Here is a 25980-nt window from a genome sequence, read left to right on the forward strand (position 1 = left end):
GCATTTGAGCCCTGTATCGGTTAAAGATCTTCCGGTTCACCGACAATGAACATGCGCAATAATTCGGGGCGAAACAACTCTTTGGCAACACGGTTTGCCTGCTTTAACGTCACCGCCATCACCTTTTTATTTCGGTTTTTCAAATAGCTTGGTTGCAACCCCTGTTGCTGCATGCCAACCAAAATTTGAGCGATCTGCGCATTGCCATCAAAGCGCAACGGATAGGCGCCAGTGAGGTAAGTCTGCGCCAATTGTAACTCTGTTTCAGTAATACCATCACGGGCGATTTCATCCCATTCTTCGCGCAAGATATCCACTGCTTCAGCCATGCGGTCATTCGCAGACGCAAACTGGCCCAGCAATAAATCTGCATAGTTCCGAGATGCCAAATACGTGGACACCCCATAGGTTAATCCGCGCTCTTCGCGCAACGCCTGCATCAAACGGCTTTCAAACCCGCTGCCGCCAAAGATGTGGTTTAGAATGTAAGCCGCAAAAAAATCAGGGTGATCGCGATCGAGGCCCAGATGCCCAAACAGCGCAACCGATTGTGGGGTTGGGAAGGGAACAATTTCAACACCCGTTGCCAGCGCAAGCTCGGCAGCTTTTGGCAAAGGCCAAGCGCTTTGGGCCGGTATATCTTTAAGCAGCGCATCCAGCAGCAGGCCCAGATCCTCTGCGCCAATATCCCCAACAGCAGAAATGCGGATCCGATCCAGCACAAGCGCATTTTGATGCGCCTGCACGATGTGATCGCGGGTAAGCGCCTCTACGGTGCTGATGCGCCCGCTTAAATCGCTTCCATAAGGGTGCGAAAGCCCAAAGGCCTCTTGATTAAACGCTGCCCGCGCGATTTCAGCCGGGTCTTTGGCATCAGATTTCAACCCCGCAATAATCTGCGCCCGCACCCGCTCTATCGCATCTACATCGAACCGTGGCTCCAGCAATGTTTGCCGCAAAAGACCCACAGATTGATCTTGGCTTTCAGTTAGAAACCGCGCCGAAATCGAAACTGAATCGGGATAGGTTTGATAGGAAAAAGAGGCGGCTAGGTTTTCCTTTGCTTTGGTGAAAGCCTGCGCATCCATCTTGGCGGCGCCTTCTTCAAGCAACGCCATCATAAGATTGACACCCCCACGCTGTTCAGCAGGCTCAATAGATGCCCCACCATCAAACAACAATTCAAGCGCAACAAAAGGGATACCGCGCTCTTCCACCAACCATGCTTTATGGCCATTTGGTGAGGTGACCACCTGAATATCCGTTGCCGCCTGACAAAAACTGGCAAAGCCTGCGATCAAAAACCCGAGAACAAATCTCATTGCATGGTCTCCTCAGCTTTTATCAACCACCCTGTGACAGATTTGCGCTTGTCAAACACCTTACGCGCAGCTGCTAAGATTTCTTCTGGCTGAATCGATTGAACGATGTCAGGCCAAGCGCGGATATCTTCAAGCGTTAAACCGGATGTTAAGGCCCGGCCATAGGCATTAGCCAAGCCTTGCACGCTGTCTTGAGCGTAAATTTCTGCGGCGCGAAATTGTTTTTTCAAGCGTTCTAATTGTTCTATATCGATGCCCTGATCGATAAAATCGGCAACCGCTTTGTCCAAAGCGGCTTCAGCCTCTTCCAGACCAACCCCCTCAGAGGGTACGATCACCAACCCAAAAGTGGTTTGATCCAAAGAAGTACCGCCATAAAATGCGCTGGTATAGACGGCAGTTTGGGTTTCAAATTGCAGCTTTTGACTAAACCAAGATGTTTGGCCACCACCCAGAAGATCGCTTAACAGTTTAAGCGCCGCCGCAGAGCGTTGTGCACCGCTGTTACGTTCTGGCGCGAGATAGGTTCGAATCACATAAGGCTGTGCCACCCTCTGATCGTAAAACACCAAGCGCCGCGCGGCCGTTTGAGGGGGTTCTTTCACCCTCTGGCGGTTTTGCAAATCGGGGTTTGGCGCAATTTTGCCATAAGTGTCTTGCGCAAGCTGTTTCACGCGAGCTGGGTCTACATCGCCTGCCACAATTAAAACGGCATTGTTGGGCGCATAGAACTGCCGATAATAGCGCAGCGCGTCTTGCAGGCCCAGACGTTCCATTTCATGCCGCCAGCCAATGATCGGCCTGCCATAGGGATGCTGCAGATATTGGGCTGCCATCCGCTGCTCGGAAAACAAAGCGCCGGGGCTGCTTTCAGTGCGCTGATTCCGCTCTTCAATAATCACATCACGCTCGGTAACGATATCGGCTTCATCAAGTTGCAAATTAACCATGCGATCTGCCTCTAGTTGCATCATAAGCGGCAAACGATCACTGGCCACGCGTTGAAAATAAGCGGTATAATCGGCGCTGGTAAACGCATTGTCACTGCCACCATTTTCCGCAACGATCCGCGAAAACTCTCCCGAGGCCAAAAGTTTGGTTTTTTTAAACAAGAGATGTTCGAGAAAATGCGCCACGCCGGATGATCCTGGAATCTCATCGGCAGAGCCGGCGCGATACCACAGCATATGCACCACCACCGGCGCGCGATGATCCTCGATCACCACAACATCTAAACCGTTTTCCAGCCTGAAATTGCTAATCTTTTTGGCCTCAGCGCCCCCCGCCAACGGCGCCAACACGCATAATAGAGCGAACCAGCCGCGCCTGAAGTGAGACATCACTTTCTCCTAATCTTTGTGGAAAAGATAAGCGTCAGGTTGCAATAAGCAAGGCAGAACACAATGTTTTGACATCAAAACAGAGCCTATGTCTGAGCCAGCTTAATTCGAGCTCAACCTGTCATTTATCCGCTGCTCCATATCTTTAAGACCTGCGTTCAAAGCATCCATCATTTCAGATATTGGGCGCGGCTCGCCTGGTTTATACGTCTTGGCTTCGGCTTCTGGCTCTTGCGCTGCAGCTTCGACAGCAGGGCGCGGCTCTGGATCACCTAGATTGGTTCCCCCTGGGGTGGGCTCTGGCAGCGCATCCAAATTGCTGGGTTGCTCAAGGGGTTTGTTCAGCGCCAAACCTGCCTCTATCGGTTCAATACTGACCGTTCCGTATTGATCAGATATCGAACCGCCCGAGCTACAGCCCATCAGAGCGAAACCAATCACACCCGCAACACCCGCTATCCGAGACATTTCCATCACCTTCATCTAATCCACCACTTTTTTCTTTTATCCGTTTTTATCACGATCGGCTATAGTCGGATCTTGCGAGTGCGGCGCAAACATCAGCCCGATGGCACCCAGAAAAATTGCCACATCTGCAACGTTAAAAACAAAGGGGTTTTCGATGCCGCAACACGACATGTTTAAAAAATCTGCTACCGCGCCATAGATCAACCGGTCTAGGGCATTGCCAAGCGCGCCGCCAATCAAAAGCCCCGCCGCCACTGGCGTTAACCGCCCCCTGCCCTGCCGGATAGCCCAGATGGCTACACCGGCAGAAATCCCCAGCGCAATCAAAATCAGCGCGGTCTTTTGAACCTCGGATTGGCCGGAGAACAGGCCGAAATTCACCCCATAATTCCAAGCCATTCGGAAATTCAAAAAGGGCGCAAAAACATCAATCTCTTGCAGGTTTATGAGGTCAAGCCAAAACACCACATAGAGCTTGCTGATCTGATCAAACGCAAAGCTTACAACCGCCGTTAGGACCATGAGCTTGGTCATTCTCAATGCCTAAAATGCCGCATGCCGGTAAACACCATCGCCAATCCGGCCGCGTCAGCCGCCGCAATCACATCCTCATCGCGCATGGATCCACCAGGTTGTATAACCGCCGTTGCACCCGCCTCTGCAGCGGTTAGCAACCCATCTGCAAAAGGGAAAAAGGCATCAGAAGCCACCACAGAGCCTTGCGTTAAAGGCGCCTCTAACCCGAGCAGCTCGGACATATCCTGCGCTTTGCGCGCAGCAATACGGCAGCTGTCAACCCGGCTCATCTGTCCTGCGCCCACGCCAACCGTTGCCCCCTCTTTCACATAGACGATCGCGTTTGACTTCACATGTTTGGCGACTTTCCACGCGAACAGAAGATCCGCCATTTCCTGTTCACTCGGCGCCCGCTTGGTAACCACCGATAGATCCTCTTGCAAACGCAACCCATTATCTTTGTTTTGCAATAAGAACCCCCCTGACACTTGCCGAATAACCTGCGCGGCGGTTGCTGGGTCTGCCAAGGCGCCCGTTGTCAAAAGCCTCAGGTTTTTCTTGGCGGCAAAGATCTCCATAGCTTCCGCCGTTGCATCTGGCGCGATCACCACTTCAGTGAAAATACCGGTTATTTCTTGCGCAGTCCGCGCATCCAACGTTTGGTTAAACGCAACGATACCACCAAATGCACTGGTACGATCACAATCAAAAGCAGCCCGATAGGCGGCGCTTAGATCAGCGCCACGCGCCACACCGCAGGGGTTGGCATGTTTGATTATGGCGCAGGCGGCCCCGTCTTCGGGCGCAAACTCGCTCACCAATTCGAAAGCCGCATCCGTGTCATTAATATTATTATAGGATAATTCTTTCCCTTGATGCTGGATTGCGCTTGCAACGCCCGGCCTGCCGCTGCCATCCACGTAAAAGCTGGCCGATTGATGCGGGTTTTCACCATAACGCAACCTTTGCGCCAAACGGCCCGATAGGCTGTGGCGGCTTGGTGCCGGTTCTCCCAAAGCCTGCGCCATCCAAGTAGAAACGGCGGCGTCATATCCGGCCGTATGCGCATAGGCCCGTTGCGCCATTGCTTGGCGAAACGCATAGGATGTTTGCCCCTCTTGCGCGGCCAACTCGGCCAAAAGCGCATCATAATCCTGCACATCCACCACGGTTGTTACAAAGCCATGATTCTTGGCGGCAGCCCGGATCATTGCCGGCCCCCCAATATCGATATTCTCAACGCAGGTCGCGTAATCGCCGCCCGCAGCAACGGTTTCTTCAAACGGGTATAAATTCACGATCAATAAATCAATCCCACCGATCCCATGCGCTTGCATCGCCGCAACGTGACCCGCATTATCGCGCAATGCCAGCAGCCCGCCATGCACATTAGGATGCAACGTTTTCACCCGGCCATCCATCATCTCGGGAAAGCCTGTCACCTCTGCGACATCTCGCACCTCAAGCCCCGCATCCCGCAACGTTTTTGCGCTGCCGCCGGTTGAAAGCAGTTCAATACCGCCGGCCGCCAAAACATGCGCAAGCTCAACCAAGCCGGTTTTATCTGAAACGGAAATCAAGGCGCGGCGAACGGGAAACAAATCGGTCATATATATTTTTCCATTTTTATGTCTGGATGGCGTAACGCATTTCATGATCGCGCTCACGCCTCAATTGTTCAGGGGGGCGGGTTCTGGTGAGAACCCAATTGATGCGTGTCGCATAACTTATTGCGCTCTGAGATAAAACCACCTGTTTTGTGGCCCGCGGCTGTAACGCCTGACGCTCAAGATACACGCTGCTTTCCAAAGCCAGCTTAACCGTCGCGTCAGTGCTTAACGCCCAGGTTTCAGAATTTGGCAATATCAGCACCGCTTGCCCGCCCGTGGGGTGAATTCTGACCACAATATCAGGATGCAAATGAAACCGAAGCTTGCAGGAAAACCCTTGCAAGCCTTGGCGCCGCATAGATTGATCAAACAGCAACTTATCGCGCGCGGCAACCGCGATCAGAACCTCTTCACCACTGAGCAGATCCCCATCTGGCGATAAAGTGAGCGTTCGGGCATGGGTTAAGCCCGTTTTGGCGAGAAACCCATCATGGCCACCTTCAAATTTTTGCCCTGCTGTCGATAATGATAACGCGCTGGGGAATTCAGACGGCCCATTTACCAAAGCATCACGGCGCTGGCCGGAAAACCATAAACGGGGGCCCAGTTCAGCGCTGACAAAATCTTCGATGACAAGAGTGGAATGCGAGGCGGTGCCGCGCCCGGTTCGGCGCCAATCTTCGCCAAAGCGTCGCCCTGACCCGCAATTCACGATCACCGGATGGCGCCCAGAAGTGAGCTCGAAGGCCAAACTTGACGCATGCGCGTTGATCGAGGCCCGCCCCTGCGGCAAGGCCCCGGCATCAATCAACACGCTGCTGGCGCCCGCGCTTAAGCGGGCGAAACCCATTGCCAAACCGCTCTGCGGAAACCCCCTGCTGCCCGAGGCTGCCAAAGCCTGATCAAGCCGCCCCGAAAACCCGCGACCACCGCCATGAAAGCGTGCCAATCCACCATCTTTATGGCGCAGCATGCGCAATGTCGGCGCGATGCGTTGGATCGCATCCAAATGTAAATCGGCTGGGGTCCAACCGGCGGCGCGCAACGCCGCTGCCGTCCAGCTTAAAAGCGAAAAAATATCCAAAAGCTCTTCGGGATTGCGCGAAAAAATACTGCCGGTGGCGTCAATTTGAACGCGGCATTCATGCGCCAAAGCCCGCGTTGCCGGCGCTACCAAAGGGTGCAGAAGCTTGATCGCAAGCGCTGCAGAAATCAAACCCGCCAAGGCTTCAAAGCGCGGCAAACCCGGCGATACAGAGGGCCATCTTTTTGAGATGAATACAGCTTGCTTGGCAAGAGCCTCTACAAAATCCGCCCGTCGGCTTGAATCCGCGCCATCAAGCAGCATCACGCTGTGATGTAACCAACGCAAAACCCGCCGACCGGCGATATCGGCCCGCCATCCAGGACCACCGCCGCGCCCAAACCGGTCGATCCAAAGATCCACCCACGCCTGCGCCATCGCGCCGCTTTTACGGCCCCCGAGTGCTGCCAAATGATCCAGCCAAACCGATCCATGAAGATCCAAAATCGCAGCCTGGTCAGACAGGCTCAGATCCCACAAAGCATTGTGCTGCAAATCCACCTGATGGCCCTGCAAAACAAACTGACCCGACAAAATTTGCCGACCCAATTCAGGGCTGCCAATCGAACGTGGCTCGACCTCAAGCAAGTCGGTCACTGGAAATGATTTTAGGCCAATCCAGCGCGCGGTTAACCTGTCGACCAAACGCCTGTAGCGTGAAGAAAAATTGTGAGACGCCGCCATGTTCTATGCCCCTTGGCGCTTGCATTGGCCCAAGGGCAGTATAGAAAACGCGCCGTAACAAGTCACGCGGCAAATACGCATGTTACGCCCAGCGCAACACTGTAATGAAAAAGCCATCCATGCCGCCATGCTCTGCCCAAAAATCGGGTCGCAACCGCAGCCCTAATTCTGCAACCCGCCATTCTTGCGCGATAAAATCCTTGTCCAATGCGCTGTGATCCACGCGCAGGCTTGGATGCTTTTGTAACGCGTTCTCAATCTGCGCTTCACCCTCATCCGGCAGCAGCGAACAAGTGCAATAAACCAACCGCCCATGTGCCGCCATGCGCTCCAAAGCGTGGTCCAATAACTGCGCCTGAAGATCAAAAAGCGCTGAAAACTGTGCCCCATCTTTGGCGAAGGGCAGATCAGGATGCCGCCGAATGGTTCCGGTGGCCGAACATGGCGCGTCCAACACAACCACATCATAGTCTGTACGCCCATGCGCCCGCGCATCCGCCACGATGATATCAGCCTTTAGACCCGTTCTGTCTAAATTTTCATGCAAACGCTGCAATCGGGATTGCGAAATATCAAGCGCCGTGGTGCTGGCGCCAGCGGCGCTAAGCTGCATGGTTTTACCGCCCGGGGCGGCGCAAAGATCCAAAGCCTTTTGACCCGATAAATCGCCAAGCAACCGCACTGGCAGAGCCGCAGCTGCATCTTGCACCCACCAATCTCCACTGGCAAATCCGGGGCGCGCGGTCAACGCACCCTCTGCGCTGAGGCGGATGCTGCCTCCTGGCAACACAGTGCCATTTAACTGCGCGGCCCAATCAGCAGCGCGCGCGGGATCTTTCAGCGTTATATCGATCGGAACTGATTTAAAATGCGCCAATTCAATTGACCCCATCGCCGAAGCCCCATAGGCTTCAACCAAAGGCTGACGCAGCCAAGAGGGCAGGCGCGGCACGCGCAACTTCTGCCAATCTTCCGGACCAGTTTGTGCCACTTTGCGCAACACCGCATTTATCAAACCTTTAAACGAGGCTGTGCGTTTGCTGTTGCCCGCAAGCGCAACGGCTTCATTCACAATCCCATGCGCATCCCCCCCCCGGCACAGCTCGACAACCGCCAGACGCAGGATATTACGCACGCCAAGCGGCGGGTTTTTGCGGATATGTTTGGCCAGCAAACGGTCAGCACGCTCTAGCCCGCGCAGCGTCTCCAGCGCCAAACGCTGCGCGCGCGCGCGCGCCTCAGGTGCCAGCGGCGCCAAAATATTTTCGGCAAGCAATTCTGCAATCAATTTGCCCTCAAGCAAAACCCCATTCAGCAGCTGCACGGCAGCGGCCCTTGGCGAAAGGTGAGGTTTTACCATAGTCAAATCCTTGCATTTATCAGAGCCGAGCGTATATCTATCTCACCACAAAGAGGAAAGCCCCGAGTGTCTCAAGACCGCAAAGATCTGCCCGCTGCCGCGATCCGTGCCTTGGCCGAAGCCGAAGCGCGTCGCCAGACTGCCAAAAACACGCCTCTTCCTAAAGAGCTGGGTGGCCGCGATGGACCCGAACCCGTGCGCTATGGAGATTGGGAGAAAAAAGGCTTGGCGGTCGATTTTTAGGCCCTAGACAAGCTGCTCACCAGCAATAACAGGCGTTCCGCGCAGAAACTCAGCGGATGATTGCGCAGATTTCCCAGCCCGCTGCAGCCGCGTAATCCGCAGCGCACCTGACCCACAGGCAATGCCAAGATCATCATCAAGAACAGTGCCTGCAGAGGCCAATGGCTGCTCACATGAGATCAGCGCTGATCCCAAAAACTTCACACGCTCACCGCGCAGCATCGCCCAAGCACCTGGAAAGGGCGATAAGCCGCGGATTTGGCGATCTAAAATTTCAGCCGGCAAAGACCAATCAATCTGCGCTTCGCTTTTATCAATTTTCTGCGCATAGCAAATACCAACTGAAGATTGTGGCCGTGCTTGCAACTGAGATAAATCCTTCAGACTCTGCACAATCGACCGCGCGCCAAGGTCAGTTAAACGCTCATGCAACGCGGCGGTTGTCTCATCTGGCGCGATTGAAATTGTTTCTTGATATAAAACCGGCCCGGTATCGAGCCCAGCTTCCATTTGCATAATGCAGATGCCGGTCTCGCGATCACCCGCCATAATCGCCCGATGGATGGGCGCGGCTCCACGCCAGCGCGGCAATAAAGACGCATGGATATTCAAACATCCATGCGCTGGCGCATCCAGCAGCTCTTGCGGCAGCAACAGCCCATATGCCACAACCACCGCCGCATCCGCCCGCAACTCAGAAAAAGCAGCCTGCTCCTCTGCCTCTTTCAGCGAGGCTGGATGACGCACGTCAAGCGTTAACGCAAGCGCGCGCGCATGCACAGGACAAGGGCGTTGTTTTTTGCCCCGCCCTGCCGGCCTGGGCGGCTGCGTATAAACCGCAACGATCTCATGCCCTGCGGCGACCAACGCCTCTAAGACCGGCACGGAAAACGCCGGACTGCCCATAAAAATCAACCTCATGACAGTTTCCTTGCTTTGCGAAGCAACATATCGCGCCGCGTTTTCGACAGATGATCAAAATACATTTTTCCATTCAAATGATCTATTTGATGTTGCAAAGAGGTCGCCCATAAGCCAACGAAATCTTCGGTCTGCAGGGCACCTTGCGAATCTAAAAAACGCGCGGTGATTGCACGTGGTCGTTTAATCTGCGCGCTAACCCCTGGTAAATTCGGGCTGGCCTCTTCATAGCTGCGCAGCTCGATCGACGCATGAAGCACTTCCGGATTTGCCATACAAATGGCTTGCCCGCGCGCGTCTGAGGCGTCAATCACAGCCAAGCGCAGCATTTTGCCGATTTGCGGCGCTGCCAAACCGACCCCGGGCATGGCCTCCATCGTATCGATCATATCTTGCCAAAGGGCATGAATATCTTCTGTGATCTCTGAAATAGCCTTAGCCGGTCGACGCAGGCGTGGATCAGGCCAAGCCAAACAGCGGCGCACGCCCATGCTTATTCGGCCTTGCCGCGCGCGATCTCACGCTTAAATTTCTGCATTTTACGCGTGATCATCTGGCGTTTGATCGCGCCTAAATAATCGATAAAAAGCTTGCCATTCAAATGATCAATTTCATGCTGAATGCAGGTGGCCCAAAGACCGTCAAACCCCGCTTTATGCTCTGCCCCATTTTGATCAAACCAGAGCACTTCAACTTCACTGGGCCGCGTCACTTCGGCAAAATGTTCAGGGATCGATAAACACCCTTCTTCATATATATTTGTCTCGTCAGATTGGGCAGTGATCTGCGGGTTTATCATAATTTTCGGATCTGGCGCGGCGCCATCTTCCTTGACGCAATCCAAAACCACAATCCGCTCTAACACGCCGATTTGCGGTGCGGCCAAGCCAATGCCAGGCGCATCATACATCGTTTCCAACATATCTTCTGCCAAGCCTCGCACCGCATCGGTAATATCGACAACATCGGCGCAGGCTTTTTTCAAGCGTGGATCGGGATGAAAAAGAATAGGTCTGATCATGCGCGTGATGTAAGACAAACCCAAAGCGGTTGCAACGGCTCTTGCGCCTAAGCGGCAATGCGATAGGGTTGCTAGCGCACCTTTGGGAGGGTTGGATGCATTTCGACGAGCAGATAGACCGGCGCGGTTCAAACTGTGACAAATGGGATAATATGGAAGCCAAATACGGCGTTTCGCCGGAAGACGGGTTGGCCATGTGGGTTGCCGATGGCGATTTCCGTCCCCCAGCTTGCGTGCAGCAGGCCGTGCAAGACATGGCCGCCCACGGTATTTACGGCTATTATGGCGCGCTTGATCACTATCACAAGGCGATCTGTTGGTGGATGGAGACCCGCCATAACTGGCGGGTTGACCCCGATTGGATTTTCACCACCCATGGCTTGGGCAATGGCATCGCAATGTGCGTTGAAAGCTTTACCGAAGCGAAGGATGGCGTGGTACTTTTTTCCCCTGTTTATCACAGTTTTTACCGGATTATAAAAGCCAGCGGCCGAGCGATTACAGAATGCCCACTGGTAAATAATCAAGGACGCTATGAATTTGATTTCGAAGCGTATGACAGCCTGCTCACTGGGGCAGAGAAAATGCTGGTTCTATGCTCGCCGCAAAACCCCGGAGGCCGGGTTTGGACCAAAGCCGAATTGCAAGGCATTGCCGATTTTGCAAAACGCCATGACCTTATTATTGTATCAGATGAAATCCACCATGATCTGATCTATCCGGGTAAAAAGCATATCGCGATGCCCTTGGTCGATGCCAGTATCCGCGACCGGCTGGTGATGATGACCGCGACCACAAAATCGTTTAATATTGCCGGATGTCACACTGGCAATGTGATCATCGAGGATCGCAATTTGCGGGCAAGATTTGGGGCGAAAATGCGCGCGCTGGCGCTCAGCCCGAATAGTTTTGGCATCGTAATGGCCACAGCAGCCTATAGCCCTGACGGGGCTTTATGGATTGATGGTTTAATGCGCTACTTAAATGAAAACCGGGCCATGTTTGAAACGGGGCTAAACGCGATTCCTGGTGCCAAAGCGATGCAACTTGAAGCCACCTATTTGTCTTGGATAGATTTCACAGATACCGGCATGACGCCGCAAGAAATTTCTACCCGCGTAGAGAAAGGCGCAAAAATCGCAGCCAATCACGGAGCCACTTTCGGTGCTGGTGGCGATTATTTTCTAAGGTTCAACTTAGCCCTTCCCAAACAACAAATCGAAGAGGCCGTCGGGCGATTACAAACCGCCTTTGGCGACTTGCAATAAACCTCAGCTCAGCAAAGCCACTGGGGCATCGTGACGTTGCTCGAAATCCAAAGGCGGGCGATCTAACGCCACTGTGTTCCGTTTAAATTCAAAATGGACTTCTCCGTGTTCTTCTTGCGAGGCAACGATCAAACATTGATAGACATGTGTCGCGCCGTTAAACACATCAACCAAGCCACGCATATGCGGCGCTCCCTCGGCCGAGATAACAAAGCCTGTGTCCCAAAGCTTCAAGATGGGATAAATCTCACCGTCAAACTGAACCCGAAAACGACTTTTACGCTTCAATTCATCCGCCCGTGCCCGATCAAGGCCCTGCTGTACGTCTCGCGATAAAAATGTGCTCATCGGCTCTTCCTATATTTTCATTAGAAATTCTGGCGCAGCGCGGCAAATTTTCAAGATCCCGGCGTATCAATAGTTTCCAAATGCCAAACGCTTCTGCCGATTAGAAAAATCGCTTAGGCTTTACGACGCCGCGCAAGAGACCCCAGCTCCATTGTGGAAGCCTACAAGATCTTGTGGATGCCTGCAGGCGCCATGCCAAAACTCGTTTTATTGCGCCAAATTCCCGCCATGCGTAAAAAATTTACTTTTAAAACTAAGCGTGAAACGTGCCCGGCAACTATGGCGCAAATACAACAAAATATCATTTTAAAAAAATGTATGTGGCTGACTCTTGGCGAAATTGCACGGATTCTAAGCCTTTTAAATACAAGAGCGAATCACAGCTTATCTAGAAAAGTAGCCCGCCAATACCGGCCCCGTCAGAGCGTTTTAAAAACAGCGGGTGGTATCCTCTTAACCCCGCCCCGCCGCTTTCCTATGCGCGCTCGGCATAATGCTCAACCATCGCCACCAAATCATCTGGGGGCGTTTCGCTTTGTAAATAGGCGCAGGCGTTCGAACAATGCTGAAAAATCGAGCCATCCGAAAAGAAACTTGTATTGGTCACAAAAACCACACGCGCCTTGGGTCGGCGATAATTGGCGAAATCTGAAATTGCAAAAGCGCTGCCGTTTTTCAACACCAGATCTAAAACTATAATGTCAAACTCATCTTGCATGAGCGCTTTGACAGCCTCAGATTGTGATCGCGCAAAACACACATCTGCACCACTGCGCTGCAGAGCGCGCTCCCAAAGACACCCCAATTCAAAATGACTTTCAACAATAAGCACCCTCATAAGACCCCCGCGCCGACACCAGAAAAAGAAAGGAATTGATCGATTATCAACGCAAAAAGTAATAACAAAAGGTTAATGATCACATAAAATGTTAATCATTTTGAAAGAACTTGAAACCAACCGCCGAATAGACTTCTAGTGCTGCGCATAAAGACGGATGAAATATGTTTGATTTAACAGAAAAAACAAAGCCCCGGGATCATGGTGGACAGCTTGAAACCGCTTGCGCGCTTTATGGGGGGCTGCCAGAAGATTGGATTGATTTGTCAACCGGAATTAACCCCGAGCCCTATCCTGTTATATCTTTTTCAGCAGATGATTTTCAAAGATTACCCAGTATATCCGCGTATAATAGCCTGATCGCGGCCGCACGCGAATTTTGGTCGGTTCCAAACACCGCGCATGTGGTTGCCACCGCGGGCGCATCCGCGGCGATCGCGGCCTTGCCCAGTTTGCTCCCTCCCAGCCAAGTGGCGATCGCGCACCCAACCTATAATGAGCATCAAGCCGCCTTTACCGCCGCCGGATGGCGCGTTTCCGATAGCGCCCAGGCGGCGCAGGTCGTGGTGCATCCAAATAACCCCGATGGCCGGCTATGGCGCGCGAAAGAGTTAACACGGCCTATTTGCATCATTGATGAAAGTTTTTGCGACGTAACCCCGCAAGACAGTTTGATCGCTGAAGCAGGCAAACCCGGGCGAATAATCTTAAAAAGCTTTGGCAAGTTTTGGGGCCTTGCTGGGCTGCGCTTGGGCTTTGCAATAGGAGCCGATCCCGTTTTAAGACAGCTCGAAAACCGGCTCGGACCCTGGGCCGTATCTGGGCCCGCCTTACGCATGGGGGCTGCCGCGCTGTCTGATCCTACCTGGGCTCAGAACACCCGTAAGCGCCTGCACGCGGACGCCGCTCGGCTCGACAAATTGATGCTTGCCAAAGGCGCCCGATTGCACGGAGGCTGCAGCCTGTTTCGCCTCTATGAGCTGCGCGATGCCAAGGCCTGGCAAGCCAAGCTTGGGCAGCACCATATTTGGAGCCGCATCTTCCCCTATTCTAAAAGCTTTCTGCGGCTGGGCCTGCCTGCGCAATCCCACTGGGCGCGGATCGAAAAGGCGCTGTCATAATGGCTTGGCTGTTGTTTTTTGCGCTGATCCTTGATGCAGTTCTTGGTGAGCCAGAGTGGCTGTGGTCGCGGGTGCGTCATCCAGCCGTTTTGATGGGTAATTTTATTTCCACCTGCACAAAACGCCTCAACTCCGGTGCCAATCGCAAACAAAAAGGCATCGCTGTTCTTTTGCTTGGGCTCAGTATCGCTATGGGCCTTGGCTTTCTACTCAGCCTTCTAGGCCCAATCTTTGAAACGCTGATTGCCGCCAGCTTGCTTGCGCATAAATCCTTGGTTCAACATGTAATCGCGGTGGCCAGAGGCCTGCGTCTTTCCCTGACCCAAGGCCGCAATGCGATCAGCAGGATCGTGGGGCGCGATACCTCGCAGATGAACATTGCGCAAATTTCCCGGGCCGGAATTGAATCCGGAGCTGAGAATTTCTCAGATGGGGTGGTGGCACCGGCGTTTTACTTTTTAATCGGCGGGCTTCCCGGAATGTTACTGTATAAATTCACCAACACGGCCGATAGTATGATCGGATATAAAACCAAAGAGCTGCAAGAATTTGGATGGGCCGCAGCGCGCTTTGATGACTTGCTAAATTTTATTCCCGCACGGCTCAGCGCCGCGATTATACTGCTGGTCTCTGGGCATTGGAGCGGCCTAAGCAAACTGTCAGAGAATGCCAAAACCCATGCCTCTCCAAACGCCGGTTGGCCCGAAGCTGCGATGGCATTGGCGCTCAACGTGGCCTTGGCCGGCCCCCGCAGCTATCACGGGCGCCTAACAGATTTTGCCTGGATCCATCCAAACGGCAACCGCCATCCGGATGCTTATGAAATTGAGCGCTCGGTTGATATTCTTTGGAAAAGCTGGGCCGCGCTCTTGGCGTTGGTGGTGATAAGTGCAATCTTGTCAACAATGGTCCATTAATCAGGGATCAAACCGGGAGGGAAAAGGGGGCCGTAATGCGCTTTATAAATTGGACAGTCACCCGCCGTGCAAGCGCTGCGATACTCAGCCTGCCTCTGCTCTTTAGCAGCCCAGTATATGCGCAATCCTGTGGTGGCGATTTTGCCGATTTTGTTTTGCAATTAAAGCAAGAAGCGCAAACCAAAGGGGCGCCAGTCGCGCAGGTCAATGCATTTTTCAAAACGGTTGAACATAGCCCAAAGGTGTTAAAAGCCGATCGGGCACAGGCCATTTTCCAGCTGCCCTTTATCGAATTCTCGGGCAAATTAATCAGCGATCACAGGATGGCACATGGACAAAAAAATGCACAGAAACATAAGTATATTTTTGATCAGATTGAAGGTCTCTACGGTATTCCCCCAGGGGTTTTATTAGCATTTTGGGCTTTTGAAACCGATTTTGGCGCGTTTCAGGGCAATTACAATACGCGCAATGCTTTGGTCACCTTAGCCCATGATTGCCGGCGACCAGAGCTGTTTCGACCGCAAATCTTTGCCGCATTAGAGTTGTTTTTAAGAGATGCGTTTAACCCAGAGACAATGCAAGGGGCTTGGGCGGGCGAGATCGGCATGGTGCAAATGCTGCCCCAAGATATTTTGGACAATGGCGTTGATGGGGATGGGGATGGGCTTGTTGATCTGAGATCCTCGCCTGCCGATGCTTTGATGTCTGGCGCCAAAATGTTGTCAAATATGGGCTGGAAAGGCGGTCAACCCTGGCTGCAAGAGGTGATTTTACCCTTTGATATGGATTGGAGCCTGACGGGGCTGGATACCCAACAACCAGTTTCCAACTGGGTGGCTTTGGGGGTTCAAGGGGCCAACCAGTCGCTCTATCCAGCCGATCTGGAAAGCTCCATTATTTTACCCCAAGGCCGGTTTGGACCCGCCTTTATCGCTTATCCGAATTTTCATGTGTATTTCGAATGGAACCAAAGCTTTGTATACGTGACCACGGCTGCTTATTTTGCCACCTTGCTTGAAGGTAGCCCGCGCTATGGGTTCGAACTTGAAGACCCCGGGTTAAACGGAACGGAAATGAAAAGCTTGCAAAGCGCGCTGCGCGATCAAGGCTATGATGTTGGAAAAATTGATGGCATTCTGGGTGCTCAAACGCGTCGCGCCGTGCAAGAGGTTCAAAGCGCCTTGGGGTTGCCTGCAGATGCTTGGCCAACTTGGGCGCTGTTGAAAGCGCTTTAGGTGACGGCAAACTAAAGCCCCCTCAAGCGCGTTGCAAAATCTGATGACCCATTATCCGCTGGAAAGCTTACGCCACCAAGCTTTCGGCTTTTTTCAAATCAACCGATACCAACTGGCTAACCCCTTGTTCCTGCATTGTGACGCCAAATAAACGATCCATCCGCGCCATGGTGACCGCATGATGCGTGATGATTAAAAACCGCGTATCTGTGCGGCGGCACATTTCATCTAACAAATCGCAGAAGCGCGTGACATTGGCATCATCAAGCGGGGCATCCACCTCATCGAGCACGCAAATCGGCGCAGGATTGGCCAAAAACACGGCAAAAATTAGCGCCATCGCAGTGAGCGTTTGCTCTCCGCCCGACAATAAAGACAAGGTGCTCAGTTTTTTCCCGGGGGGTTGGCACATAATCTCAAGCCCCGCCTCAAGCGGATCATCGCTTTCCACCAAAACCAAATTTGCCTCGCCGCCGCCAAATAAGTGCTTAAACAATAGCCCAAAATTGCTATTCACTTGCTCAAACGCAGTCAAAAGCCGTTCGCGCCCCTCGCGATTCAAGCCCGCGATGCCATTGCGCAGCGTGTGTATCGCCGCTTCCAAATCGGTTTTTTCTTCGCTTAAACTTTTATGTTCGCTCTCAACCTCTTTGGCATCTTCTTCTGCGCGCAGATTCACGGCCCCCAACGCTTCGCGTTGGCGTTTCAACCGATTCACTTCCGCTTCTATTTCATCCGCATGCGGCATGCGATCCGCATCCGTTGATAAGGAGTTCAGCAAGTCTTGCGGGGTGGTTTGCAACTCATCCTCGATGCGCTGCGCGGCGGCCGTTTTGGTTTCTTGCGCGGCCTCTGCGCGCGCCTCGGCGCCGGCGCGCGCCTCCCGCGCCTCGGAAGCGGCCCGTTCGGAATCTCGCTCTTGCGCAATGGCGTTGCGCAAAGCTGCTTCGCCCGTTGCCAAATTATCGCCCGCAGCTTTGCGCCGCGTTTCAGCCTGCGCAATGGCGCTGCTCAACTCTTCCCGTTTGCGTGCCAAAGCATCCGGCACCAGCGCCGCATCTGCCAAATCTGCCTCTGTTTGGGATTTGCGTTCTAGCAACTCAACCCGTCTTTGATCAGCGGTTTCAAGCCGCAATCGCCAGCCGCTAAGCTCTTTGGTGACCTGTTGTTTACGGCGCATGCGCGCTTCGCCGGCGCGGCGTAACTCATCTTGTTCTGAGCGCTTTGACAACATGGTGATGCGCGCCGCTTCCACAGTGAGCTTGATATCTTCAACGCGGTCTTTCAACGATTGGATATCCTCTAATGCGTCAACAGCCATCTGCGCCTCGGCCCGCTGCGCCTCAGCGCCTAAGCTTTCCTCTGCATGGCGCGCAACGGCCAATGTTAGGTTTTCAACCCGACCTTTTGCCAAGTTTAGCTTGGCTTCGGAATTGCTGAGCGCCCGATTTTTTTCAATCACCTCGCGATCTGCTTGCCGGCGCGCTTCGCGCGCGCGCTGGTCTTTGCCTGCCCACTCTGTAAGCTCCCCCGATAACAGATCATGGGCCGAACGCGCCGCGTGCAATTCAGCCTCTGTCTGCACCATTTGCTGCTTCAGCTCTTCCAATCTGTTCACTTGTTCAAGATGCAATGCGGCAGTCGATGGCGTATCTTCGGCCCAGATACAATAGCCATCCCAGCGCCATAGGTCACCTTCCAAGCTGACCAAACGTTGGCCGGGCTGCAAAGCCGCTTGCAAGCGTACGCCCTCATCCCCATCCACCAAACCGATCTGCGTCATCCGTCGCCCCAGCGCATCAGGCGTAGACACATGATTACTCAAGGGGGTTATGCCGTTGGGCAGCGGTTGCGCAACGGGGTAATCGGGCAAAAATCGCCATCCTGACAGGGCATCTTCACCCTCAACCTCGGCCGCCCTTAAATCATCTGCCAAAGCCGCTCCAAGGGCTTTTTCAAAACCTTGTTCCACCTGCAAACGATCAAGCAATTGCCCACCTTCTTGAGAACCGCGCGCCAAAAGCTTGGCCAAAGCGGTTACTTCGGCTTCCAATGCCGTGTTTTCACCCTCTGCGCGCGATCGCTGGGCACGCGCTTCGGCCTCGCGCGCCTGCGTGTCAGAGCGCGCCGTTTCGGCCCGATCAAGCGCCTGTTCACACTGCTCTGCATGCGCCTGCGCCTGCGCGGCCAGGCTTTCATCAGCGTCAAACGCCTCTGCCGCCTCAACCACCTGTTGCTCAGAATGCTGCAAAGCCTGTTTGGCTTTTTCAGCCTCATCACGGCTGCGCTGAAGGGTTTTCTCGCTGTCTTGCAGCAAGCGATGCGCAGATTGGTGGCGCGCCGACAAACGGGCCACATCTTCGGTTAATTGCGAAAGATCGGTTTCGCGCTCTTGCAACACAGCAGAAGCATCCTGCGCCTCTTGCGTTGCATTCGATAATTTATCGTCTTGGCCCAAGGCCGCTTTTGACAATTCTTCCGTTTCCCACTCTAAACGTTCAATCATCTCCAATGCGTCGCGATTCAAAGCCTCTTCACGGGTGATGTCTTGGGCCAGCTGCACCGAACGGCCACCCAGCGTATCGATCTGTTGCTGCGCGTCACTTTCTTGCGCGCTCAATGTCTCGCGCTGAACTTGCAAGCGCTGCAATAAAGCCGCCGCAATCGCTTCTTCCTCGCGCACTGGTGGCAAGGCCTCTTCAGCTTCCAATCTCAACTTGCCATTGCTGCGCGCCATGGCTTCCGCTTTCGAGGCCGCCAATATTTGCGCCTGCAAAGCTTGGGCGGTGCTCTGGCACAGCTCATCGGCCTCTTTCCAGCGCCGAAACAACAACAAACCTTCAGCGCTGCGCAAATCTTTGGCGATCGCGCGATAGCGCGCCGCATGTTTGGCTTGCCGAGCCAGCTGCGCCAATTGACCGGCAAGCTGCTCAAGCACATCATCCACGCGCCCCAGATTGCTTTCTGCGGCGTTCAGCTTCAGCTCGGCCTCATGGCGGCGCTGATATAACCCGGAAATGCCCGCTGCCTCTTCTAACACGCGGCGGCGGTTTTTGGGTTTAGCATTGATCAGTTCGGCAATTTGCCCTTGACGCACAAGCGCTGGGGAATGGGCGCCTGTAGAGGCATCGGCAAACAGCATTTGTACGTCACGGGCGCGCACATCTTTTCCCGACACTTTATAGGCGCTGCCCGCATCGCGCGTGATGCGGCGCACGACATCCAACACATCCACCTCGTTGAACGCAGCGGGTGCCAAGCGTTCGGCATTGTCCAGCTGCAATGTAACTTCGGCAAAATTGCGCGCCGGACGCGTGGCAGCCCCCGCGAAAATCACATCATTCATACCGCCGCCGCGCATCGCCGTGGGGCGGTTTTCACCCATCACCCAACGCAACGCTTCAAGCAAATTTGATTTACCGCACCCGTTTGGTCCCACAACACCCGTCAACCCATCTGAAATCAACAATTCAGTTGGATCAACAAAACTTTTGAAACCTGTCAGTCGCAGTTTGGAAAAACGCACCCGCACCCGCCTTTGATTCTCTGAGTTAAAGCGTGCCTTTGACGCGGAGCAGAGTCAACAGACCACCACTGTATCTCGTGTGCTCACTTTGGTTAACGTCTAGATATCGTAAAATTCACATCAAAATCATATAGGCTGGCGCTTTGGACAAGACAGGGTTTATACTCAAACAATGACGCCAATCTCTATCGCCATCGCGGATCCCCAGCACCCTGAAATCACCCAATTGCTGCAGCAAAGCCATGCCTTAATGCAGCAGCTTTTCGCAAGCGATGAAAATCACTTTTTATCAATTGAAGAGTTGCTATCACCCGATATTCGGTTCTTTGCCGCCCGCCAGCAAGGGCGCTATATCGGCTGCGGCGCGCTGGCTATCAGGCCAGATTATGGTGAGATCAAATCGATGTTTACAGATCCCAAAGCCCGCGGGACCGGCGTCGCTAGATCGGTACTAGACAGGCTAGAAGCCCAAGCGCGACAGCTTAAGCTGCCCAAATTGATGCTGGAAACCGGCGATTTGCTTTCGCATGCCCAGCGCCTTTACACGCAAGCAGGATTCACGCATTGCGCACCATTTGGGGATTATGAAAAACAACACAGCTCGATTTTTATGCAAAAAATACTGTATTAAAAGTCACAGGCGTGAACCCCCAAAACAACCGAAGGATCGGCCCAGGTGACGGCGACATCCTCGCAGCCCACCACCTGGCGCATGGCTTGCAAAGCAATCGGCCTAACCTGCTTTGTAGAGGGAAAACCCATTGCGTTGATCCGCAGCGCCTCGATCATTGGCCCGCGCACTCGAATATCAAACTTCATATTCTTATGGCGCACGGTTTGTGCATGTATACCCTGAAACGCATAGCTGCCATCATCACAAGACATTAAAAAAATAAAAAAAACATACCAATATTTAAACAAAACAACACTTACTACTAAATTAAATCTGGCATTTGCTTGCAGAAAAAAATGGCATATATAAGGCGCTACGTTTATTTAAAACTCGGATAAGAGGACGCGTTTTGCCATTTCAAAAGGTAACGTCTGAAAAGCTGTCCCATGCTGTGACCCGCCAAATTGAGCAGTTGATCCTGCGCGGCATTTTGCGGCCGGGGGAACGCTTGCCCTCCGAGCGCGAGCTGTCCGAGCGTTTCGCAGTGTCGCGTCCATCCCTGCGCGAAGCGATTTCGCAATTACAAGAGCGCGGCTTGCTCACGTCAAAAGCCGGCGCAGGCATTTACATCGCGAATGTACTTGGCAACTCGTTTTCACCAGCCCTTGTAAGCCTGTTCAGCAGCCATGAAGAAGCGGTGTTTGATTATATTGGTTTCCGCCGTGATCTTGAGGGGTTGGCCGCCGAACGCGCCGCCAAATTCGCCTCTGATACCGATTTGCGCGTGATCCAAACCATTTTTGATAAAATGCAGGCGGCGCATCACAAACGGAACCCAACCGATGAAGCCCGCCTCGACGCCGAATTTCACCTGTCAATCATCGAGTCCAGTCACAACGTTATTATGCTGCATATGATGCGGTCCATGTATGATCTGTTACAAGAAGGCGTGTTTTACAACCGCCAAATGATGTTCAAGCAACGCGTCACGCGCGGCGAGATCTTAGAACAACATCGCGCGATCAATACCGCCTTGCAGGCCCGCGACCCCGAGGCCTCGCGCGCCGCGGTTGAAGTTCATATGGATTATATCGAAGCTGCGCTGCAAGATTTAAAAATATCAGAGCGCAATGAAGCTATTGCGCAACAGCGCTATGAGCATGAACAAGAGCGTGGATAGGCATAAGCCCCGGCTCGATTATGTTTTTCGAAAGCTGCGCACCCAAGCCCAAAAATTCGACAGACGCTCTTCCATCGCGTCAAAAATGGGTGATAAGCGGCGGGCGTAAAACCGCAGCCACCGCACCCGAAGAGCCCAAAAGACCAATCCCAGCAGCGTCAAAAAAACGGTATTGAACCATGGAAATGACGTTTCATCCGGGCCAGATACCGGTTTAAGGGAAACCGCGTTTGGATAAATAGACAAAAACGTATTGCGCCAGCCATAATGGCGGATTTTCACCCATTGCACCTGCGCGCTTGATTTTGCACTGCGCAGATTTGACGCCTCGGCCTGCAAATTTGACGTGTCAAATTTAAAATAAAATGGCCAACCCCAGCCCGTATCCTCGTTGCGAAACACGATCGGTCGATCCTGCGCATCAAAACTCTCTATAAAAAACACATCCCGGTTCGATTGCAGGCGGCCATCCTCGCCCATATGGCGCGCCCAAAATAACCCCGTACGGCCAAAATCAATCCGCTTTTCATAGGTGTCATTTATACGAACAACATCATTTTGGGGTAGCGCATAGTGCAAAACCCCGATCCCGATCATTAACACAATTGCCTGAAAACTTCTTACCAAAAACCGCATATGCACCGCCTAAAAAACTCTGACGGGCTTAACCTAAGCGCGAACCTTTAAAAATGCACCCCCATAGCAGCCAAAGGATCGTTAAAATTACAATGCAAACGCTCAAAAAAGCGTTGGGGCGCTGGTAAACAGACCCCAACGCAGAGTTTGTTAAGCAATCACATTAAACTCGGGCCCATAGGGATATCCGGTGATGTTCTCAGCGCCCTCTTCTGTAATCACCAAAATATCATGTTCCCGATAGCCACCGGCCCCGGGTTGCCCGTCCGGGATTGTCAACATCGGCTCCATTGAAATCACCATGCCCGGCACCAGAACAGTGTCGATATCTTCGCGCAATTCCAACCCAGCCTCGCGCCCATAATAATGCGAGAGCACGCCAAAAGAATGGCCATAGCCAAAACTGCGATATTTCAATAAGCCCTGTTCTTCAAAAAATTGGTTTATGCGCTCTGTTACCTGCGAACAACGCATGCCGGGCTTTAACAAACCGATACCCAATTCATGCGCCTCGATATTGGCGTGCCAGATCTTTAAGCTCTTGGGATCCACCTCACCCAAAAACAAGGTCCGCTCAAGCGCGGTGTAATAAGCCGAAATCATAGGAAATGTATTAAGCGACAAAATATCGCCCGGTTGAACTCTTCGCGCCGTTACGGGGTTATGCGCGCCATCGGTGTTCAAACCCGATTGAAACCAGACCCAAGTATCGCGATATTCAGCGTCGGGGAACCGTTCTGCGATCGCCAGTTCCATGGCATCTCGGCCCGCTATGGCAATATCCAATTCGCGCGCCTGATCTTTAATCGCCGCCCGAATAGCATAACCTCCAATATCCGCAATTTCTGCTCCGGCGCGAATCAAAGCAATTTCAGCCTCTGATTTGAGCATTCGCTGCGTCATGCTTGCCGGCGCAAGATCCACCAAATTTGAGGGCTCTAAACAGGCATGTAACCTATCATGCTGGGCCAAAGTCAAATGATCTGCTTCATAGCCGATCACCGCCTGTTTGCCGGTTACGGACGCCACCGCCGCCCAAAAATTGTTGCGCTGCCAATCCGTGTAGGTGATATTTTCTCCATAGCAGCGGCGCCAAGGCTGACCGCCATCAATCCCCGCCGAAATCGTGAAACTACTATCTGCAGTCACAACCAATCCATAGGGGCGGCCAAAGGCACAGTATAAAAACCCTGAGTAATAAGCGATGGCTTGCATCGAGGTAAGCAGCGTGGCCGAAACCCCATGCTGGTGCATCACGGCACGCAAGCCGTTCAATCGCGCCTCATATTCGGCGCTTGAGAAAGGCAAAGCCGCTTTCTCACCATTGTAGAAGTGATAATATTCAGAACGTTCAGTCATTTTTTGACCCTCCATTGACGTTTCAAAAGAAGGTCCCGGCGTTCAGGACTGTGGGATAGGTTCGCCTGCGCAGAATTGCCCAAACGGGGCGACGCCATCGCCCGCACCTACCGCGTGCTTTCTCCGAAAACTGCCTGAGAATCAAGTCAAAATTTCAAACCTCATCTTAAACGGGAAGGCTTGGTAAAAACCGTCCTTTTTCGGCGGTTATAAAATCAGAAATCATCCGCACTGCCCCGGTTTGCACAACATCTTTGGGCAATAACAAATACCATTTGCGCGTGATCGGAAAATCATCGCCGCGCAGCGTCACCAACCGGCCACTGCGTAATTCTTCGATCACGGTATGCGCCGAAATTAAGGAAATCCCCAAACCCGCAATCACCGCTTGCTTGATCGTTTCATTCGAATCCATTTCGATGGTCTGATAGACTTGCCCCGGCGCAATACGATCAAGATAACGATTGGCTAAGATCCGTGTTCCTGACCCTTCTTCACGCGTTAAAATAGGATGCGACAGAATTTCCTCGGGGGCCACGGGATATCGGCTTGCCAAGGCGTGATCGGGCGGCAGGATGATAACATGCGGATGATCTCCCAGCACCACCTCAGCGGTTAAAGGCGCTTTGGGTGGCCGCCCCATAATTGCCATGTCAACGGCATTTTCTTGCAAAGCCGCGATAATTTGATCGCGATTTCCAACTTTAAGCATCACCTCGATATCGGGATGAGCGCGTTTGATTTCAGCCACCAATTGCGGGGCAAAATATTTCCCTGTACTAACCACACCCAGTACAACAGCCCCCGCCAAGCCATTTCGCAGCGCATCAATTTCGCGCACCGCCATCGCCAAAGCCTGATAGGATTGGCGTTGCGCACGCAGCAATGCATCCCCCTCTGAAGTCAGCTGGAACCCCTCAGAATTTCTCCGATCAAACATCAAGCAGTTGAAATTCTCTTCCAAAGTCTTCAGCTGCGTGTGCACCGCCGGAGGGGTGAGGTTCAAAATATCGGCAGCACGCGTGATCGAACCGGTTTCGGCAACGGCCTCCAGCGCTCGTAATTGACGAAAAGTAAGGCCATTCAGACGTTGCATTTAAGCTATTCTAAAAAATTTTATCTCGATTAACGTTAGATAAATAATTTGTGTCTGACAAGATTCTTGAAACCCGGTCGATAAAAAGCATTTTCGACCGCCTTATATTTCGAATAAAATTGCAAATTACCGCTTACAGGCTGAAAAATTAAATATGACTGTTTTTATAATATACGGCGGCGTATTCTACTTTTTCAAATAGCGCGAAGCCAGTATCCACAACAGCCTTCAAGGTGAGTTTCACTGAAATTTCGATCAATCCGTCACTCTTTGAATTTTAAAACAAAGGATAGAGGATATCCGATACAATACTGGCGTTGGAAACAATCGCCCCGCAAAGCCACAGTCTGAGCCGGCCCGCTATTCTAGCTGCCCCTTGCGTCTATAATACTGCCAAAAGCTACAGCGCGAAACCCACCCCATAAGCGGCCGGCTTGCGTCAGCGCACGCGCATGTTTACAGACGGTGTAAACCCATCGGACCGCGGCGCTGCCCCAGCGCATGCCCACGTGGATCGACAGAACGCAAACTTAAAAGCGCACATGCACGAACCCGAGCATCTGCCATAACCCGAAAGAAACACAATGAGCTTTGATCGTTCGATTAAAATCGCCCCCTCAATACTCTCGGCAGATTTTGCCGATTTTGGCCGCGAAATCCAAGCGATTGAGGCGCAAGGATGCGATTGGGTACATGTAGACGTGATGGATGGGCATTTTGTACCGAACCTCACATTTGGGCCACCGCTCTGCGCCGCCATCGGCAAGCATATCAAAACAATTATGGATGTGCATTTGATGATTTCGCCCGTAGACGCTTCTATTCAAGCCTATGCCGATGCAGGCGCTGATATTATCACTGCGCATGTGGAAGCAGGCCCGCATAGCCACCGCACCATGCAAGCCATTCGCGCCGCGGGTTGCAAAGCGGGCATCGCCCTGAACCCAGGCACACCCGCAAGCGCCATCACGCCTCTGCTCGATATGGTCGATTTGATCTGCGTTATGACCGTGAATCCTGGATTTGGCGGGCAGAAATTTATCCATTCGCAAATTGAAAAAACCAAAGAATTGCGCAGCATGGTTGCGGACCGCCCAATACATATCCAGATCGATGGTGGGGTCACACCCGAAACCGCGCCGCTCGTTTCGGCGGCTGGCGCCGATGTCTTGGTCGCAGGATCTGCCGTGTTTAAAGGCGGATCGGTTGCAAACCCTGGCCCCTATGGTCACAATATCCGCGCCATACGCGCAGCTGCAAAAGGATAAACC

At 52.9% G+C, this 25980-nt stretch carries 25 protein-coding genes; 8 read left to right on the forward strand and 17 right to left on the reverse strand.

The window, feature by feature from the left end; translation table 11 throughout:
- Window positions 1-20 precede the first annotated feature (20 nt).
- The 7 genes from UM181_03260 to UM181_03290 form a co-directional block, all read right to left on the reverse strand.
- Complete coding sequence (locus UM181_03260) at window positions 21-1322, reverse strand: pitrilysin family protein (GenBank protein ID WQC63644.1); 1302 nt, start codon at window positions 1320-1322, stop codon at window positions 21-23.
- A complete protein-coding gene (locus tag UM181_03265) occupies window positions 1319-2662 on the reverse strand; it encodes a pitrilysin family protein (protein WQC63645.1) in 1344 nt (447 codons plus the stop codon). Before UM181_03265 ends, UM181_03260 begins: the two co-directional genes overlap by 4 nt.
- 102 nt (window positions 2663-2764) lie before the next feature.
- Window positions 2765-3130, reverse strand: coding sequence for a DUF3035 domain-containing protein (locus UM181_03270; protein ID WQC63646.1), 366 nt, complete (start codon window positions 3128-3130; stop codon window positions 2765-2767).
- A 36-nt stretch (window positions 3131-3166) separates the two neighbouring features.
- Window positions 3167-3664 carry a signal peptidase II gene (gene lspA, locus UM181_03275; GenBank protein WQC63647.1) on the reverse strand — a complete coding sequence of 166 codons (498 nt, stop codon included), beginning with the start codon at window positions 3662-3664 and terminating at the stop codon, window positions 3167-3169.
- A 2-nt stretch (window positions 3665-3666) separates the two neighbouring features.
- On the reverse strand, window positions 3667-5256 hold the full coding sequence (gene purH, locus UM181_03280; GenBank protein WQC63648.1) for a bifunctional phosphoribosylaminoimidazolecarboxamide formyltransferase/IMP cyclohydrolase: 1590 nt from the start codon (window positions 5254-5256) through the stop codon (window positions 3667-3669).
- Window positions 5257-5272: 16 nt separating this feature from the next.
- Window positions 5273-7024 (reverse strand): heparinase II/III family protein, encoded by a 1752-nt coding sequence (locus UM181_03285; protein ID WQC63649.1) that lies wholly within the window; start codon window positions 7022-7024, stop codon window positions 5273-5275.
- A gap of 82 nt (window positions 7025-7106) precedes the next feature.
- Complete coding sequence (locus tag UM181_03290; GenBank protein WQC63650.1) at window positions 7107-8384, reverse strand: RsmB/NOP family class I SAM-dependent RNA methyltransferase; 1278 nt, start codon at window positions 8382-8384, stop codon at window positions 7107-7109.
- 66 nt (window positions 8385-8450) lie between these two features.
- Here UM181_03290 and UM181_03295 point away from each other — a divergent pair, with 66 nt between their 5' ends.
- The gene (locus UM181_03295) at window positions 8451-8627 is read left to right on the forward strand and encodes a DUF1674 domain-containing protein (GenBank protein ID WQC63651.1); all 177 of its coding nucleotides are present in this window, start codon (window positions 8451-8453) and stop codon (window positions 8625-8627) included.
- A gap of 3 nt (window positions 8628-8630) precedes the next feature.
- Here the strand turns inward: UM181_03295 and fmt are convergent, their stop codons facing one another.
- From fmt to def (UM181_03310), 3 genes are read right to left on the reverse strand one after another with little or no spacing between them, the layout of a single operon-like run.
- Entirely contained in the window at window positions 8631-9548 is a 918-nt protein-coding gene (gene fmt / locus UM181_03300) for a methionyl-tRNA formyltransferase (protein ID WQC63652.1), read from the reverse strand.
- Window positions 9545-10039, reverse strand: a complete 495-nt coding sequence (gene def / locus UM181_03305; protein WQC63653.1) for a peptide deformylase — start codon at window positions 10037-10039, stop codon at window positions 9545-9547. Before def (UM181_03305) ends, fmt begins: the two co-directional genes overlap by 4 nt.
- 2 nt (window positions 10040-10041) lie before the next feature.
- Complete coding sequence (gene def / locus UM181_03310) at window positions 10042-10569, reverse strand: peptide deformylase (protein WQC63654.1); 528 nt, start codon at window positions 10567-10569, stop codon at window positions 10042-10044.
- Between the two features lie 95 nt (window positions 10570-10664).
- Here def (UM181_03310) and UM181_03315 point away from each other — a divergent pair, with 95 nt between their 5' ends.
- On the forward strand, window positions 10665-11837 hold the full coding sequence (locus tag UM181_03315) for a PatB family C-S lyase (GenBank protein WQC63655.1): 1173 nt from the start codon (window positions 10665-10667) through the stop codon (window positions 11835-11837).
- A 3-nt stretch (window positions 11838-11840) separates the two neighbouring features.
- Here the strand turns inward: UM181_03315 and UM181_03320 are convergent, their stop codons facing one another.
- A complete protein-coding gene (locus tag UM181_03320; protein WQC63656.1) occupies window positions 11841-12185 on the reverse strand; it encodes a hypothetical protein in 345 nt (114 codons plus the stop codon).
- A 475-nt stretch (window positions 12186-12660) separates the two neighbouring features.
- On the reverse strand, window positions 12661-13023 hold the full coding sequence (locus tag UM181_03325) for a hypothetical protein (protein WQC63657.1): 363 nt from the start codon (window positions 13021-13023) through the stop codon (window positions 12661-12663).
- A 164-nt stretch (window positions 13024-13187) separates the two neighbouring features.
- Here UM181_03325 and cobD point away from each other — a divergent pair, with 164 nt between their 5' ends.
- The 3 genes from cobD to UM181_03340 are packed head-to-tail and all read left to right on the forward strand — an operon-like array spanning window position 13188 to window position 16299.
- Window positions 13188-14144, forward strand: a complete 957-nt coding sequence (gene cobD, locus UM181_03330) for a threonine-phosphate decarboxylase CobD (protein WQC63658.1) — start codon at window positions 13188-13190, stop codon at window positions 14142-14144.
- On the forward strand, window positions 14144-15061 hold the full coding sequence (gene cbiB / locus UM181_03335) for an adenosylcobinamide-phosphate synthase CbiB (protein WQC63659.1): 918 nt from the start codon (window positions 14144-14146) through the stop codon (window positions 15059-15061). Before cobD ends, cbiB begins: the two co-directional genes overlap by 1 nt.
- A 35-nt stretch (window positions 15062-15096) precedes the next feature.
- Window positions 15097-16299: a peptidoglycan-binding protein gene (locus UM181_03340; GenBank protein WQC63660.1), complete on the forward strand. Its 1203-nt coding sequence runs from the start codon at window positions 15097-15099 to the stop codon at window positions 16297-16299.
- 67 nt (window positions 16300-16366) lie between these two features.
- Here UM181_03340 and smc read toward each other — a convergent pair whose 3' ends face one another.
- Complete coding sequence (gene smc, locus UM181_03345; GenBank protein WQC63661.1) at window positions 16367-19825, reverse strand: chromosome segregation protein SMC; 3459 nt, start codon at window positions 19823-19825, stop codon at window positions 16367-16369.
- 172 nt (window positions 19826-19997) lie between these two features.
- Here smc and UM181_03350 point away from each other — a divergent pair, with 172 nt between their 5' ends.
- On the forward strand, window positions 19998-20456 hold the full coding sequence (locus UM181_03350) for a GNAT family N-acetyltransferase (protein ID WQC63662.1): 459 nt from the start codon (window positions 19998-20000) through the stop codon (window positions 20454-20456).
- Here UM181_03350 and UM181_03355 read toward each other — a convergent pair.
- Window positions 20453-20710 (reverse strand): hypothetical protein, encoded by a 258-nt coding sequence (locus UM181_03355; protein WQC63663.1) that lies wholly within the window; start codon window positions 20708-20710, stop codon window positions 20453-20455. The two genes, UM181_03350 and UM181_03355, sit on opposite strands and share 4 nt — an antisense overlap.
- Before the next feature lie 137 nt (window positions 20711-20847).
- Here UM181_03355 and UM181_03360 point away from each other — a divergent pair, with 137 nt between their 5' ends.
- The gene (locus tag UM181_03360) at window positions 20848-21618 is read left to right on the forward strand and encodes an FCD domain-containing protein (protein WQC63664.1); all 771 of its coding nucleotides are present in this window, start codon (window positions 20848-20850) and stop codon (window positions 21616-21618) included.
- A gap of 18 nt (window positions 21619-21636) precedes the next feature.
- Here the strand turns inward: UM181_03360 and UM181_03365 are convergent, their stop codons facing one another.
- The 3 genes from UM181_03365 to UM181_03375 form a co-directional block, all read right to left on the reverse strand.
- Entirely contained in the window at window positions 21637-22254 is a 618-nt protein-coding gene (locus tag UM181_03365) for a DUF1523 family protein (protein WQC63665.1), read from the reverse strand.
- Window positions 22255-22404: 150 nt separating this feature from the next.
- Window positions 22405-23613 (reverse strand): aminopeptidase P family protein, encoded by a 1209-nt coding sequence (locus UM181_03370; protein WQC63666.1) that lies wholly within the window; start codon window positions 23611-23613, stop codon window positions 22405-22407.
- Window positions 23614-23779: 166 nt separating this feature from the next.
- Window positions 23780-24709, reverse strand: a complete 930-nt coding sequence (locus UM181_03375; GenBank protein ID WQC63667.1) for a LysR family transcriptional regulator — start codon at window positions 24707-24709, stop codon at window positions 23780-23782.
- A 584-nt stretch (window positions 24710-25293) separates the two neighbouring features.
- Between UM181_03375 and rpe the strand changes: the two genes are divergently transcribed.
- Window positions 25294-25977, forward strand: a complete 684-nt coding sequence (gene rpe / locus UM181_03380) for a ribulose-phosphate 3-epimerase (GenBank protein ID WQC63668.1) — start codon at window positions 25294-25296, stop codon at window positions 25975-25977.
- The last annotated feature ends 3 nt before the right edge of the window (window positions 25978-25980 follow it).

This window comes from Alphaproteobacteria bacterium US3C007 (genome assembly GCA_034423775.1).
GTDB classification, from domain to species: Bacteria; Pseudomonadota; Alphaproteobacteria; order Rhodobacterales; family Rhodobacteraceae; genus Thalassovivens; species Thalassovivens spotae.

Coding starts and splice junctions, on each gene's coding strand:
- UM181_03260 (WQC63644.1), bottom strand. CDS start 1,322: ATGAGATTTGTTCTCGGGTTTTTGATCGCAGGCTTTGCCAGTTTTTGT.
- UM181_03265 (WQC63645.1), bottom strand. CDS start 2,662: ATGTCTCACTTCAGGCGCGGCTGGTTCGCTCTATTATGCGTGTTGGCG.
- UM181_03270 (WQC63646.1), bottom strand. CDS start 3,130: ATGTCTCGGATAGCGGGTGTTGCGGGTGTGATTGGTTTCGCTCTGATG.
- lspA (WQC63647.1), bottom strand. CDS start 3,664: ATGACCAAGCTCATGGTCCTAACGGCGGTTGTAAGCTTTGCGTTTGAT.
- purH (WQC63648.1), bottom strand. CDS start 5,256: ATGACCGATTTGTTTCCCGTTCGCCGCGCCTTGATTTCCGTTTCAGAT.
- UM181_03285 (WQC63649.1), bottom strand. CDS start 7,024: ATGGCGGCGTCTCACAATTTTTCTTCACGCTACAGGCGTTTGGTCGAC.
- UM181_03290 (WQC63650.1), bottom strand. CDS start 8,384: ATGGTAAAACCTCACCTTTCGCCAAGGGCCGCTGCCGTGCAGCTGCTG.
- fmt (WQC63652.1), bottom strand. CDS start 9,548: ATGAGGTTGATTTTTATGGGCAGTCCGGCGTTTTCCGTGCCGGTCTTA.
- def (WQC63653.1), bottom strand. CDS start 10,039: ATGGGCGTGCGCCGCTGTTTGGCTTGGCCTGATCCACGCCTGCGTCGA.
- def (WQC63654.1), bottom strand. CDS start 10,569: ATGATCAGACCTATTCTTTTTCATCCCGATCCACGCTTGAAAAAAGCC.
- UM181_03315 (WQC63655.1), top strand. CDS start 10,665: ATGCATTTCGACGAGCAGATAGACCGGCGCGGTTCAAACTGTGACAAA.
- UM181_03320 (WQC63656.1), bottom strand. CDS start 12,185: ATGAGCACATTTTTATCGCGAGACGTACAGCAGGGCCTTGATCGGGCA.
- UM181_03325 (WQC63657.1), bottom strand. CDS start 13,023: ATGAGGGTGCTTATTGTTGAAAGTCATTTTGAATTGGGGTGTCTTTGG.
- cobD (WQC63658.1), top strand. CDS start 13,188: ATGTTTGATTTAACAGAAAAAACAAAGCCCCGGGATCATGGTGGACAG.
- cbiB (WQC63659.1), top strand. CDS start 14,144: ATGGCTTGGCTGTTGTTTTTTGCGCTGATCCTTGATGCAGTTCTTGGT.
- UM181_03340 (WQC63660.1), top strand. CDS start 15,097: ATGCGCTTTATAAATTGGACAGTCACCCGCCGTGCAAGCGCTGCGATA.
- UM181_03350 (WQC63662.1), top strand. CDS start 19,998: ATGACGCCAATCTCTATCGCCATCGCGGATCCCCAGCACCCTGAAATC.
- UM181_03355 (WQC63663.1), bottom strand. CDS start 20,710: ATGTCTTGTGATGATGGCAGCTATGCGTTTCAGGGTATACATGCACAA.
- UM181_03365 (WQC63665.1), bottom strand. CDS start 22,254: ATGCGGTTTTTGGTAAGAAGTTTTCAGGCAATTGTGTTAATGATCGGG.
- UM181_03370 (WQC63666.1), bottom strand. CDS start 23,613: ATGACTGAACGTTCTGAATATTATCACTTCTACAATGGTGAGAAAGCG.
- UM181_03375 (WQC63667.1), bottom strand. CDS start 24,709: ATGCAACGTCTGAATGGCCTTACTTTTCGTCAATTACGAGCGCTGGAG.
- rpe (WQC63668.1), top strand. CDS start 25,294: ATGAGCTTTGATCGTTCGATTAAAATCGCCCCCTCAATACTCTCGGCA.